The 14,114-nt window shown below is 73.2% G+C and carries 7 protein-coding genes; 4 read left to right on the top strand and 3 right to left on the bottom strand.

Going from position 1 to position 14,114, the window contains the following annotated elements:
* The first annotated feature begins 41 nt into the window (after positions 1 to 41).
* Complete coding sequence (gene cobN / locus FHS29_RS29380; protein WP_184696192.1) at positions 42 to 3,620, top strand: cobaltochelatase subunit CobN; 3,579 nt, start codon at positions 42 to 44, stop codon at positions 3,618 to 3,620.
* A 240-nt stretch (positions 3,621 to 3,860) separates the two neighbouring features.
* Positions 3,861 to 4,892, top strand: a complete 1,032-nt coding sequence (locus tag FHS29_RS29375) for a LacI family DNA-binding transcriptional regulator (protein WP_184696190.1) — start codon at positions 3,861 to 3,863, stop codon at positions 4,890 to 4,892.
* A 106-nt stretch (positions 4,893 to 4,998) separates the two neighbouring features.
* On the opposite strand, the gene FHS29_RS29370 is transcribed toward FHS29_RS29375, so the two are convergent.
* The 3 genes from FHS29_RS29370 to FHS29_RS29360 all read right to left on the bottom strand — a co-directional run bounded on the left by FHS29_RS29370 (position 4,999) and on the right by FHS29_RS29360 (position 11,519).
* On the bottom strand, positions 4,999 to 5,418 hold the full coding sequence (locus FHS29_RS29370; RefSeq protein ID WP_376774482.1) for a LapA family protein: 420 nt from the start codon (positions 5,416 to 5,418) through the stop codon (positions 4,999 to 5,001).
* An 85-nt stretch (positions 5,419 to 5,503) separates the two neighbouring features.
* Positions 5,504 to 8,200, bottom strand: a complete 2,697-nt coding sequence (locus tag FHS29_RS29365) for an nSTAND1 domain-containing NTPase (protein WP_246440990.1) — start codon at positions 8,198 to 8,200, stop codon at positions 5,504 to 5,506.
* An 82-nt stretch (positions 8,201 to 8,282) separates the two neighbouring features.
* Positions 8,283 to 11,519 (bottom strand): AfsR/SARP family transcriptional regulator, encoded by a 3,237-nt coding sequence (locus tag FHS29_RS29360; RefSeq protein WP_184696185.1) that lies wholly within the window; start codon positions 11,517 to 11,519, stop codon positions 8,283 to 8,285.
* A 304-nt stretch (positions 11,520 to 11,823) separates the two neighbouring features.
* Here FHS29_RS29360 and FHS29_RS29355 point away from each other — a divergent pair, with 304 nt between their 5' ends.
* Complete coding sequence (locus tag FHS29_RS29355) at positions 11,824 to 13,209, top strand: FGGY family carbohydrate kinase (RefSeq protein ID WP_312865153.1); 1,386 nt, start codon at positions 11,824 to 11,826, stop codon at positions 13,207 to 13,209.
* A 33-nt stretch (positions 13,210 to 13,242) separates the two neighbouring features.
* Entirely contained in the window at positions 13,243 to 13,791 is a 549-nt protein-coding gene (locus tag FHS29_RS29350; protein ID WP_184696183.1) for a hemerythrin domain-containing protein, read from the top strand.
* Positions 13,792 to 14,114: the final 323 nt, after the last annotated feature.

Here is a 14,114-nt window from a genome sequence, read left to right as displayed (position 1 = left end):
TACGACCTGGGGCGAGGACCCCCTAGGGATGGAGCCCGCACGTGATCCTGCTGCTGTCGACCTCCGACACAGACCTGCTGTCCGCCCGTTCCAGTGGCGCCGACTTCCGCCTGGGCAACCCGGCCCGACTGACCGTGGACGACCTGCCGGACCTGGTGGAAGGCGTCGACCTGGTGGTCGTGCGCATCCTGGGCGGCCGGCGGATGTGGGAGGAAGGGCTGGACTGGCTACTGGCCGGCCCCCGTCCGGTGGTGGTGCTGGGCGGTGAGCAGAACCCCGACGCGCCGCTGATGGAGCTGTCCACGGTGCCCGGCGGCGTCTGCGCCGAGGCGCACGCCTACCTGGCGCACGGCGGCCCGGCCAACCTCGCCGAGCTGCACGGCTTCCTGTCCGACACGGTCCTGCTGACCGGTTTCGGCTTCGCCCCGCCGCAGGCCGCGCCGACCTGGGGCGTCCTGGAACGCGCCACGCCCGAGGGCGACGGCCACGCCGGCGGTGGACCGGTCGTCGCCGTCCTGTACTACCGTGCCCACCACGTGGCCGGGAACACCGCGTTCGTGCACGCCCTGTGCGACGCGATCGAGGCCAAGGGCGGTCGTCCGCTGCCGGTGTACTGCGCGTCGCTGCGCACGGCGGAACCCGCACTGCTGGCAGAGCTGGGCAAGGCCGACGCGCTGGTCGTCACGGTGCTGGCCGCCGGCGGCACGAAGCCCGCCACCGCGTCGGCCGGCGGTGACGACGACGCGTGGGACGTGGGTGCGCTGGCCGCGCTCGACATCCCCGTCCTGCAAGGGCTCTGCCTCACCAGCAGCCGTGCCGCGTGGGACGGGAACGACGACGGGCTGTCCCCCCTGGACACCGCGACGCAGGTCGCGATCCCGGAGTTCGACGGCCGGATCATCACGGTCCCGTTCTCGTTCAAGGAGATCGACGAGGACGGCCTGACCGTCTACGTGGCGGACGAGGAACGCGCGCTGCGGGTCGCCGGGATCGCGGTGCGGCACGGGAAGCTGCGGCACATCCCGCCCGCCGAGCGCAGGATCGCGGTGATGCTCTCGGCCTACCCGACGAAGCACTCGCGCATCGGCAACGCGGTGGGCCTGGACACCCCCGCCAGCGTCGTGCGGCTGCTCCAGGCGTTGCGGGACAACGGCTACGACATCGGTGACCACCTGCCGGGCGTGGCCAACCTGGACGGCGACGCGCTGATCCACGCGCTGATCGCGGCCGGCGGCCAGGACGCCGACTGGTTGACCGAGGAGCAGATCCAGGGCAACCCGGTCCGGCTGCCCGCCGCCCGCTACCGCGAGTGGTACCGGACGCTGCCCGAGGACACCCGGGAGGACATGGAGAAGCACTGGGGCGAGGCCCCGGGCGAGCTCTTCGTGGACCGCTCGAAGGACCGCGAGGGCGAGATCGTGCTGGCCGCGCTGAGGTCCGGCAACGTCGTCGTGATGGTGCAGCCGCCGCGCGGCTTCGGCGAGAACCCGATCGCCATCTACCACGACCCGGACCTGCCGCCGAGCCACCACTACCTGGCCGCCTACCGCTGGCTGGAGACCGAGTTCGGCGCGGACGCGGTGGTGCACGTCGGCAAGCACGGCAACCTGGAGTGGTTGCCGGGCAAGACGGTCGGCATGTCGGCGGGCTGCGGCCCGGACGCCGCGCTGGGCGACCTGCCGCTGATCTACCCGTTCCTGGTCAACGACCCCGGCGAGGGCACGCAGGCCAAGCGCCGCGCGCACGCCACCCTGGTGGACCACCTGGTGCCGCCGATGGCCCGTGCCGACAGCTACGGCGACATCGCGCGCCTGGAACAGCTGCTGGACGAGCACGGCAACATCGCCGCGATGGACCCGGCCAAGCTGCCCGCGATCCGGGCGCAGATCTGGACGCTGATCCAGGCCGCGAAGCTGGACCACGACCTCGGCCTGGACGACCGGCCGCACGACGCCGAGTTCGACGAGCTGATCCTGCACGTCGACGGCTGGCTGTGCGAGGTGAAGGACGTCCAGATCCGGGACGGCCTGCACATCCTCGGCGAAGCGCCGACCGGCGAGGCACGCGTCAACCTGGTCCTGGCGATCCTGCAGGCGAAGCAGATGTGGGCGGGCCAGGTCGCCGCCCTGCCGGGGCTGCGGGAAGCGTTGGGGCTCAACGACAACACCCGCGCGTCGACGGACGCCGTCGAGGCGCGGGCGCGGGCCCTGGTGCAGGCCATGGAGGACGCCGACTGGGATCCGGCGGTCGCCCGGACGTTGACCGACTCCGAAGACGTGGCGCGGATCCTGGAGTTCGGCGCACGCGAGGTCGTGCCCAGGCTGGCGAGCACCACGGACGAGATGACCAACGTCCTGCACGCGTTGAACGGCGGCTACGTGCCGTCGGGGCCGAGCGGTTCCCCGTTGCGGGGCTTGGTGAACGTGCTGCCGACCGGCCGCAACTTCTACTCCGTCGACCCGAAGGCCGTGCCGTCGAAGCTGGCCTGGGAGACCGGCCAGGCGATGGCCGACTCGCTGCTCGACCGCTACCGCGCCGACACCGGCGAGTGGCCCCCGTCGGTGGGGCTGTCGGTGTGGGGCACCAGCGCGATGCGGACCTCCGGCGACGACATCGCCGAGGTCCTCGCCCTGATGGGCGTGCGGCCGGTGTGGGACGACCAGTCCCGCCGGGTGACCGGGCTGGAAGCCGTGCCGCTGGCGGAGCTGGGCCGGCCGCGCATCGACGTGACGGTCCGGATCAGCGGCTTCTTCCGGGACGCCTTCCCGCACGTGGTGGCACTCCTGGACGACGCCGTGCAGCTCGTCGCCGGGCTGGACGAGGCGGCGGAGGACAACTTCGTCCGCGCCCACGCGGAGAACGCGGTGGCAGAGCACGGTGACCGGCGCCGCGCGACCATGCGGATCTTCGGTTCCAAGCCCGGTGCCTACGGGGCGGGGCTGCTGCCGCTGATCGACAGCCGGAACTGGCGCGACGACGCGGACCTCGCCGAGGTGTACGCGGTGTGGGGCGGCTACGCCTACGGGCGGGAGCTGGACGGTGTCGAGGCACGGCCGGACATGGAGAGCGCGTACAAGCGGATCGCCGTCGCGGCGAAGAACATCGACACGCGCGAGCACGACATCGCCGACTCCGACGACTACTTCCAGTACCACGGCGGGATGGTGGCGACCGTCCGGGCGTTGACCGGCAAGGCGCCCGCGGCCTACGTCGGCGACAGCACGCGGCCGGACGCGGTGCGGACGCGGACGCTGCACGAGGAGACCAACCGGATCTTCCGGGCTCGGGTGGTGAACCCCCGGTGGCTGGCCGCCATGCGGAAGCACGGCTACAAGGGCGCTTTCGAGCTGGCCGCGACGGTCGACTACCTGTTCGGCTACGACGCGACGACCGGTGTGGTCGCCGACTGGATGTACGAGCAGCTGACCGCGAGCTACGTGCTGGACCCGGAGAACCGGAAGTTCCTGGCCGAGTCGAACCCGTGGGCGCTGCACGGGATCTCGGAGCGGCTGCTGGAGGCGGCGGACCGGGGGCTCTGGGAGCACCCGGAGGCCGAGACGCTGGAGGCGTTGCGCGCGGTGTACCTGCAGACCGAAGGCGACCTGGAGGACGGTCGCTGACGTCGCGCCGTGGTCGGTGCGGAGCACCTGACGCTCCCGGGCCGGGGGCCTGCCCCGCACCGACATGGACCGGGAGCCGGAGTGCCGGACCAGGTCCCGCGCCGCGTGCCGGGAGACTGTCCGCGCCCGGTTCGGGATCGTGCATGGCGACTACAACACGCAGGTGAGGACACCTAGGATGAGTGCCATGTGGTACTCCGGGGTTGCCTGCGGCAACGCGCGCGCAGCGGCGGTCGTCCCGTGACCGATGCCGTCGACCCGCCCCGGTCGCGCCGACCGAACGCCCGGCTGGAGGAGGTCGCCCGCGCCGCCGGGGTGTCCAAGTCGACGGTGTCCAGGGTGGTCAACGGCGAGCCGTACGTCAGCTCGAAGGCTCGTGCGGCGGTCCACCAGGCCATCGCGCGCCTCGGCTACAGCCCCAACCAGGCCGCCCGGACGCTGGCGGGCAGCCGGGCGAACTGCATCGCCCTGGTGGTCTCCGAGCCGGGCAGCCGGGTGCTCGCGGACCCGTTCTTCGCGGGCGTCCTGCGCGGTGTGCACGCGGAGCTGGCCGGCAAGCGGGTCCAGCTGGTGCTCATGATGAGCAAGGACGGCGACGAGCAGGACCTGGTGAACTACCTGTGCGGCGGCCACGTGGACGGCGTCCTGGTGATCAGCCTGCACGGACAGGACCCGCTGCCCCGGACGCTGGCCGACGCGGGTCTGCCGACGGTCGTGGGCGGCCGGCCGCTGGGCGCGGGCGGCGTGCCCTATGTGGACTCGGACAACTTCGACGGGGCCATGGAAGCCGCCCGCTACCTGGTCTCCCGGGGCCGCAAGCGGATCGCCACCATCGCCGGCCCGCGCGACATGGCGGTGGGCATGGACCGCTTGTCCGGCTGGAAACGGGTTCTGAGCCAAGCCCGGATGGACATGGACCTGGTGGCCTACGGCGACTTCACGCCGGAGAGCGGCGCGGTGGCGATGGAGGAGCTGCTGACCCGCGACCCGTCGTTGGACGCGGTGTTCGTCGGCGCCGACATCATGGCCATGGGGGCGCTGCAAACCCTGCACGCGCGCGGGAAGCGGGTGCCCGAGGACGTGGCGGTGGTCGGGTTCGACGACCTGGTGATCGCCTCCACGGCCGTGCCGCCGCTGACCACGGTCCGCCAGGACGTGGAGCAGTTGGGCCGCACCATGACCTGGCGGCTGATGGCGGAACTGGCCGGCGAGGAGGACCTCCCGCCGTTCCTCCTGCTGCCCACCGCGATGGTCACCCGCGCCAGCGCCTGACCCGGTCCCGCCACCCGGTACCGCGCGCGGTACGGGACGGCGCTGGCCGGTAGGTGCACTGCGGTCGGTGCGGGCCGGTCGGTGCACCGCGTTCGGTGCACCGGAGTCAGTGCTGCCCGCGCTTGGCCTGGCGGCGGAGCTGGAGGATCCTGGCCGCGCCCACCAGCGCCACCACCACCGCACCGCCGATCGCGGCGAACAGCATCGCCACGCCCAGCGGCAGCGTGGTGGCGATGCCGAGGAAGTGGATCGTCGCGCCGGTGAGGTTCTGCAGGATGAAGACCAGCAGGATGATCAGCACCACGATCGAGGCCAGCACCGCCACCCACGTGCCGCTGATCCGGGTGGGCCGCGGCTTGCGGGTGTGGGTGGACCGCCCGGTCCCGGTGGGCACGGGGGTGTCGGCGGGCCTGGTGGCCGGGGTGGGCTCGGGGGTGGTCGGCAGGTTGCCGACCGGGGGCGGACCGTCCGGGATCGGGGCGGCCGGGATCGCGTCGGTGCGGTCCTCGTCACGGGGAGTGGTCACGCCGTGATTATCAGCCCGCCAGGGTGAACCCGCCACTCTGGTGACGTACCGGATCGGGAGCGAAATCGCCGACGCCCGGCGGATGTCAACCGCACGGCGGGCGGTAGTCGATGCCCTCGAAGTTGCGGCGCCACTCGTCCCGGGACATCGGCTCGTCCACGTGCTTGCACATCGAGGCTATCGCGGTCTCCACGTCGAACTCCCAGGAGCGCGTGGTGCCGTCGCTGTTCGAGGTCACCAGGTTCCGCTGGTCGCCGAAGCCGATGCCGTAGACGCCGTCGGTGGGCCCGCTGATCCGGGCGCGCTGCACCGGGCGGCGCTGGTCGGCCAGGTCCCACATCCGGACGGTGTCGTCCATGCCCGCGCTCGCCAGGGCCTTGCCGTCGGCGCTGAAGCCCAGGGCCCGCACCTTGTCCGAGTGGCCTTCCACCGTGGCGAGCCTGACCGGTGCCTTCCGGTCGGAGAGGTCCCAGAGGCGGATCGAGCCCTTCGCGCCGGCCACCGCGATGGTGCGGCCGTCGGAGTGCAGGGCGACGGTCGAGACGTCCTCGCCGTCGTCCAGCTCGCCGGTGTACCGGGGTTTCGCCGGGTTCTCCAGGCTCCACAGGCGGACCGTGCTCTGGTTGTCGATGGTGGCCAGCACCTTGCCGTCCGGGCTGAACGCGATGTCGGCGATCCAGCGCGGGTGGCCGGTCAGCACGCCGAGCAGCACCGGCTCGTAGGGGTTGGTCGTGTCCCAGAGCTTGAGCTCCGACGCGCCTTCGACGGTCACCAGGAGCCGGCCGCCGTTCGGGGCGAACGCCACCCGGGTGACCGGACCGGTGAAGGTGTGCGCGACCACCGGCTTCCGCACGTTCGTCACGTCCCAGATCCGGGCGTCCGGGCTCTCCGCCGTGGTCGCGTAGGCGCGTTCGGACGGCGTCACGACGAACGACGTCACGGTGTTGCGCGGGGTGAGGATGCCGCCGAGCCGTTTGTTGACCCGGTCGTCGGCGATGTCCCGGACGCGGCCGATGGGCAGCTGGGTGCCGTCCGGGCTCAGCGCCGGGCCGGACGGCAGCACCGAGAGGCTGACCATGTCCAGGCTGGTGGCCGCGTGGGCGCTGAGCACCCGGTCGCGCAGGTCGTCGGCGCCGCTGAGGCGGTAGGCCGCGATCAGCATCTGGTTGGCCAGGTTCGGGTTGTCGTCGCGGACGTTCTCCGCCTCGTTGACCGCGTACCTGGCCGCCGACAGGTTGCGCTCCCAGGCCGCCTGCTTCTGCGCCCCGATGGCCAGCACGACCGCGCCCACCGCGAGGATGAGGAGCACCATCAGCAGCGCGACGAGTTGGCGCAGCCGGCGGGTGTGGCGGTGGGCCAGCCGGCGTTCCCGGTCCCGCGCGGCGAGGCTGTCGGCCAGGAACTCGCGTTCCATGGCGCTCGGGCTCACGCAGTCGCGCTGGGTCCACTCGACGGCCGTGTCCAGCCGGGTGCCCCGGTACAGGGTGTCCGGGTCGCGCCCCAGCGAGTCCCAGGTGGTGGCGGCCTCGGCCAGCTGGCGCATGGTGCGCAGGCCGTCCCGGTCGGTGGCCAGCCAGTTGCGCAGCCTCGGCCACGACCGGATCAGCGCCTCGTGGGCGATCTCCACCGTGTCGCGGTCGAGCGTGAGCAGCCGGGCGTGCGCCAGCCGGTCCAGCACGACGTCCACGTCCACGTCGGCGTCCAGCTCGGCCCTGGGCAGCCGGCGCTTGGTGTCCTCGGTGCCGTCGCCCAGGGCGGTGAGGCGCAGGAACACCTGGCGGGCCAGCGCCCGCTGGTGCTTCTCCAGGGACGTGAAGGTGCGTTCGGCGGTCTGCGCGATGGCGTGCTGGATGCCGCCGGCGGCCTCGTAGCCCGCGAGCGTGAGGGTGGTGCCGCGCCGCCGGCGCCAGGTCTCCAGCAGCGCGTGCGACATCAGCGGCAGCACCCCCGCCTGGCCGGTCGCGTCCGCGATCAGCCGGCTGACCAGTGCCGTCTCCACCGTGCAGGACGCCTTGACGGCGGGCTGCATGATCACCTGGCGGAGTTCCTCGGGCCCCATCGGACCGAGCAGCAGCTGGCCGTCGGTGAGCGCGTCGACCAGCTTCGGGTACTGCGCGCAGTGGCCGTAGAAGTCGGCGCGGACGCCCAGCACGACCCGGCAGCGGGCGGTGAGCAGGGCGTCCACGAACTCGGCGCGCCGGTCGGGGTCCGGGCAGAGGGTGAAGACCTCCTCGAACTGGTCGACGATGATCAGGTCCTGGCCGAGGTCGAGCTTGTCCGGCAGCACGTCCAGCTCGCCGGGCGTGGTGAGCACCGTCGGGCCCGGCAGGCGGGGCACCAGCCCGGCGCGCAGCAGGGACGACTTGCCCGCGCCGGACGCGCCGAACACGGCCACGAACCGGCGGTCGGCGATCCGGGCCTCCAGGTCCTCCAGGATGCGGTCACGGCCGAAGAACCACTCGGCGTCCTCGGTGCCGTACGGGGCCAGCCCCGCGTAGGGCGGGTGGCCCTCGGCCGGGTTCGGCGCGGGCGGGGGCAGCACCTCGGCGGCGACCTGGTGCCAGCGGTCCTCCCACTCGCCCACGTCGCCGTCGCAGGCGCGCACGTAGGCCAGCGTCACGGCGAGGCTGGGCAGCTTCCGCCCGCCCGCCGCGTCCGACAGCGTGGTCGCCGAGTAGTGCGCACGGGCTCCGAGCTGCCGGTAGCTGTAGCCGCCCGCCTTGTCCCGCAACGACCTCAGGTCGGCCGCGAACTTCAGCAGCGGACTGTCACCGACGTCCAACGGTCGCTCTCCACGCGGCACCGGCTCACCCCCTGACCAGTTTCCCCGATTCTCCGCAGCGTCCGGGGCGTCGTCCAGGCTTTCAGACCCGACCCCGAACCGTGTCGGCTTCGGGTGCGCGCATCCGGGTGAACAGGTCCAGGGCCATCCGCCAGTGTGCCCCGGCCCGCTCGGGTTCCGCCCGACCGAGCAGGAGCAGGGTGTGCGCCTCACCCGGTCGGTGCCCGGTCGCCCGGTGGATCTCCAGCGCCGCACGGGCGTGCGCCACGGCCTCGGCGGTGCGGCCCGCGGCGAGCGCGGCCCGGGCCAGCGCGGTCAGCGCCCTGCCCTCCACCACCCGGTAGCCCGCCCCGCGGGCGATGGCCAGGGCTTCCGCCGGCTCGCCGTAGCCGATCAGCGCCTCGGCCTCCAGGAAGTCGTCCTCGGCTTCCCTGGCCAGCGCCACGGCCTGGCGGTAGCAGTCCCGGGCGTCGGCCGGCTGGCCCGCGCGGCGGTGGATGTCGCCCAGCACGTGCAGCGCGCCGGCCTCGATGCGGCGTTCGCCGGTGTCCCTGGCCAGCATCAGCGACGTGCGGGCGTGCTCGTAGGCGGTCGGCAGGTCGCCCAGGTCGTTGTGCACGGCGGCCAGCGTGGTGAGGTTGCCCGCTTCGGCCACCCGCGCGCCGATCTCGCGGTGGATGACCAGGGCTTCGGTGAGGTGCTCCAGCGCCCTGTCCGGTTCGCCGCGGGTGTGCCACAGCTCGCCGAGGTTGCCCAGCGCGAGCGCGATGCCTTGCGGCGCTTGGGCTTCCCGGCGGAGCTGGAGGGCCTGGGTGAAGTACTCGGTGGAGTCGGCCAGCCGGCCCAGCTGCCACGCGACGATGGCGAGGTTGTTCAGGCTCGCCATCTGACCGGCGGGCAGGCCGTGCCGGCGGTCGATCTCCAGGGACCGGGCGAAGTGCTCGGCGGCCTCGGCGAGGTGGCCGGACTGGCGGTGGATGCCGCCCAGGTTGTTGTGCGCGGAAGCCTGGCCCGCGGGCCAGCCGCCCTGTTCGGCCAGGTGCAGCGCGTCGGTCGAGTGCTCGATGGCCTTGGCGTGCTCGCTGCGCAGGAAGTGCAGGTTGGCCAGGCTCAGTTCGGCGGACGCCGCCGCGGCCGGGTCGCCCGCGGCGGCACGGCGGGCGGCTCGGGCGACGGTCAGCCAGTCGACGGTGGCCATGCGCAGCCAGAAGTAGCCGCGCAGCGCGTCGGCCAGCAGCCAGGCGTGCGGTCCGATGCCGGGATCTTCGGCGGGGACCTCGGTGGTGCTCCCGGTGGTGTTCGCGGTGGTGCGTTCGGCGGCGTCCCCGGTGGTGCGGACGGGGGCTTCGGTGGTCGCGGTGGTGGCGGCGGCGTGCAGCACGGCGGCCACCAGGTTCGCGCGTTCGGCGTCCAGCCAGGCCGACGCCTGCGCCTCGTTCTCGAACAGCGGTCGCGGTGCCGGCCGGGGCAGGCGGGCCATGTCCGGGTAGAGGACGGCCGCCGCCGCTTCGGCGTGGGCGGTGTACCAGTCGTACAGGCGACGGCTCGCCTCGTTGCGGCGGTCTTCGGTGTCCTCGGCCTGGGCGCGTTCGCGGGCGTAGAGGCGGAGCAGGTCGTGGGTCGTGTAGCGGTCGCCGTCGCGGTGCAGCAGATGGGCGTCGGTGAGGGTGGTGAGCAGTTCCGTGGTGCCCGGGAGGGTGCCGGCCGACAGCGCGGCCGCCGCGTCGGCGGTGAAGTCCTGGCCGGGGACGCAGCCCAGCAGGCGGAACAGCCGGCGGGCGGGTGCGGGCAGCGCCGAGTACGACAGGGCGAACGCGGCCCGGACGGCGGTGTCCTCGTCGGCCTGCAGGGCGGTGAGCCGGTTGCCTCGGCGCAGTTCCGCCACGTGGTCGGCGATGCCCGACTCGCCGAACCGCGCGGCGGTGATCCGGATGGCCAGCGGCAGGTGTGCGCAGAGCGCGGCCAGTTCGGCGGTCGCCTCGGGCTCGGCGGAGACCCGGTCCTCGCCCAGCAGCGTGGCCAGCAGCTGCGCCGACTCGGCCGGCGTGAGCACGTCGAGCGCGATCCGGGCCGCGCCGTCCTTGGCCACCAGGCCGATCAGGCGGTCGCGGCTGGTGACCACGACCAGGCAGCCCGAGCCGCCGGGCAGCAGCGGGCGGACCTGGTCGGCGGTGGCGGCGTTGTCCAGCACCACCAGCGCGGTCCGGTCGGCCAGCGTGCTGCGGTAGAGGGCGACCGCCTCCTCCAGGTCCGGCGGGACGCGCTCGGGGGCGATGCCCAGGGCGTGCAGGAAGCGGGACAGCACCTCCAGCGGACGGCGGGGCGGCAGGGCGTCGTAGCCGCGCAGGTCGGCGTAGAGCTGGCCGTCGGGGAAGCGGTCCCGCGCCCCGTCGGCCCAGCGCACGACCAGCGCGGTCTTGCCCACGCCCGCCGTGCCGGAGACGACGACGGTCGTGCCGGAGCGGTCGGCTCGGGCCTTCGCGGCGTGCCGGTCCAGTACGGCCAGGGTTCGCTGCCGCCCGGTGAACGACCGGACCACGGCCGGGAGTTGGCGCGGGACGACGGCGACGGGTGCGGTGGGCGTGCGGTCCAGGGCCTGGTCGGCGCGCAGGATCTCCACGTGCAGCCGGCGGATGCCGGGGGACGGCTCGATGCCCAGCTGGGTGTCCAGCGCCTCGCGCAGCCGCTGGTAGGCGGCCAGGGCCTCGGCCTGGCGCCCGCCGCGGTAGAGCGCGAGCATCAGCTGACCCCACAGGCGTTCCCGCAACGGGTACTCGCCGGTAAGACCCTGCAACTCGCCCGCGACCTCCTGGCCGAGCGCGAGGCGGGCGTCGATGTTGTCCTCCAGCACCGCCAGCCGCAGCTCCTCCAGCACGGTCACCCTCGGGCGGACGATCGCGGGCACCGGCAACCCGTCCAGCACCGGTCCGCGCCACAGCCCGAGCGCCCTGGTGAACCGTTCGGTGGCCACGTCGAACCGCTTGTCCCGCAACGCTTCCCGGCCTTCGGCGACCAGGTCCTCGAAGTGCGTGGCGTCCAGGTCGGCACGGGCGACGTCGATCGCGTAGCCGTCCGGCCGGGTCTCGACGGCGACGTCTGGGCGGAGCAGACGGCGCAGGTCGGACAGGTAGGTCTTGAGGTTGGCGGCGGCGGAGCGGGGCAGTTCGTCCCACAGCGCGTCGGTCAGGGCGTCGGTGGAGGTGGGCGCGTCGCGGAGGAGGAGCACCGCGAGCAGGACCCGTTCCTTCCGGCGTGCCGGCAGCAACAACCGGCCTTGCCGGTCGCGGACCTCCAACGGACCTAAGACCCCGAAACGCACGGAACCCAGCGTAGTGAAGTCGGTACACGGCGGTGTGTACCGGCCTGTGTACCGGTGATCAGGATGCTGGGTCGTGGGGGCGGTGACCAGGGGGCACCGCCCCCTCGGCTGTGGACGTCCGGGTGTGTCGCGCCTGATCGTGCCGCCGCGAACCTGCTCTGATCGGCTCCGGTTCGCGGGTACGGCGTCCGGGAGCGGGGTCTACCGTGGACGTCATGGGGCATGACGAGCCGGGCGTTCCGGTTGCCGCGGAACGAGGTTGCGGCCACGTGCGGCCGGCGCTGGAACACCTGGCGAGCTCCCGGTGACGATCCTGGTCGCGGGCGTCGACTCGTCCACCCAGTCCTGCAAGGTCGTGGTGCGTGACGCCGACTCCGGCGCCCTGGTGCGGGAAGGCCGGGCGGCGCACCCGGCGGGCACGGAGGTCGACCCGGAGGCGTGGTGGAGCGCTCTCCGGACGGCGATCGCCGACGCGGGCGGGTTGGCCGACGTGGCGGCGGTGTCCGTTGCTGCGCAACAACACGGCATGGTGTGCCTGGATGCCGGGGGTTCCGTGGTCCGCCCTGCGCTGCTGTGGAACGACACCCGGTCGGCGGGCGCCGCGGCGGACCTCGTCGGTGAACTCGGCGGACCGGCGAAGTGGGCGGAGGCGGTCGGCAGCGTGCCGGTCGCCGCGCTCACCGTCGCCAAACTGCGCTGGTTGGCGCGCCACGAGCCGGACAACGCCCGCCGGACGGCCGCCGTGTGCCTGCCGCACGACTGGCTGACGTGGCGGCTGTCCGGCGCGACGGGTCCGGACCAGCTGACCACGGACCGCAGCGATGCCAGCGGCACCGGCTACTGGTCGCCGTCCACCGGGGGTTACCGGCCGGACCTGGTGGAGCTCGCGATGGGTCGCGTTCCGGTGCTGCCGTCGGTGCTCGGGCCGGCCGACCTGACCGGCCGGTTCGGTGCGGGCGCCGGGGACAACGCCGCCGCTGCGCTGGGCGTGCAGGCGCGACCCGGGGACGTGGTGGTGTCGATCGGCACGTCCGGCACGGCGTTCGCCCGCTCGGCACGGCCCGTCGCGGACCGCACCGGCACCGTGAACGGCTTCGCCGACGCGGAAGGCGGCCACCTGCCGCTGGTGTGCACGCTGAACGCGTCCCGCGTGCTCGACGCGACGGCGGCGATGCTGGGCGTCGACCTGGCAGAACTGTCCCGGTTGGCCCTGAGCGCCCCGGCCGGTGCGGACGGCCTGGTGCTGGTCCCGTACCTGGAGGGGGAGCGCACGCCGAACAAGCCGGACTCGACCGGTGCGCTGCACGGCCTGCGCCTGGACACCGCGACCCCAGCCCACCTGGCCCGTGCGGCGGTCGAGGGTCTGCTGTGCAGCCTGGCCGACGCGATCGACGCACTGGCCGCCCTGGGCACCCCCGTGCGGCGCGTGCTGCTCATCGGTGGCGGCGCGCGGTCGGCGGCCGTCCGGGAACTGGCGCCGGCCGTGTTCGGCTGCCCGGTCGTGGTGCCCGCGACCAGCGAATACGTGGCGGACGGCGCGGCGCGGCAGGCAGCGTGGGCGGCCGGAGGATCCGACGCGCCGCCACACTGGTCCGAGCTGGCTTCCACCTCGTTCGAGGCCGACCCGACGCCGTGGGTGCGCGAGCGCTACGCCGCCGCGCGGGAGTTGACCGTCACCCGGGAAGGGTGATTCAGCCGGCCGGGTGCGGGTAACCCACGGCGCATGGTTGACGAAGAGGACGTGATTGCGCTGCTGGTGCGCCAGCACGGGGAGATCCGCGAACTGTTCGACGAGGTGGAGACCGCCCACGGGGCGGAGCGGACCAACGCGTTCCGGCGTCTCGTACGACTCCTCGCGGTGCACGAGACCGCCGAGGAGGAAGTGGTCCACCCGGCCGCGCGGCACGGCGAGGGCGGTGACGCGATCGTGGACGCGCGGGTGGCCGAGGAACGCCGGGCCAAGGAGCTGTTGTCCACGCTCGACCAGATCGGTCCCGACGCGGAGGGCTTCGACACGCTGCTGCGCCAGCTCCGGGACGACGTCCTCGCCCATGCCCGCCACGAGGAGCAGGAGGAGTTCCCCCGCCTGCGGGCCGAGTACGACGGCGACCGCCTGCGGGTGCTGGCGAAGGCGGTCCGAGCGGCGGAGGCCATCGCCCCGACCCGTCCCCACCCGGGCATCGAGTCACCCGCCGCGAACATGCTGCTGGGGCCGCCCGTGGCGATCATGGACCGGGCACGCGACCTGATCCGTTCGGCCCTGGGGAGGTAACCGCCTTGCGCGCGGTGGTGCTGAACTGCACGTTGGCCCTGGCCTCCAAGACCGCCAAGCCACCAGGACCGCCAAGCCGCCATGATCTGAATGCTTGAATGCTTTTGAACATGGTCTACGCAGCTTGACGGCAGAAGAGTGCCCACGGACTCAAAGCGCTCTTTGCGCTCGCAGGTCTGGGCTCAAGCCGGGAACACTACGAAAACGGACCACACCACTCCGGTCCTAAGACGGTGTCTCACGTGGTGAGTTGGCGAGTCGCTTGAAGCAGGTCAGCGCCGCAGCGAGGGTGAGGAAGCCGCAGTAGTTGAGGGCGTGGCGTT

Origin of the sequence: Saccharothrix tamanrassetensis (assembly GCF_014203665.1) — a bacterium.
In the GTDB taxonomy this organism is placed as follows: Bacteria; Actinomycetota; Actinomycetes; order Mycobacteriales; family Pseudonocardiaceae; genus Actinosynnema; species Actinosynnema tamanrassetense.
This window is presented reverse-complemented; position numbering and strand designations above follow the sequence as displayed.

Coding starts and splice junctions, on each gene's coding strand:
- FHS29_RS29350 (WP_184696183.1), top strand. CDS start 13,243: ATGGTTGACGAAGAGGACGTGATTGCGCTGCTGGTGCGCCAGCACGGG.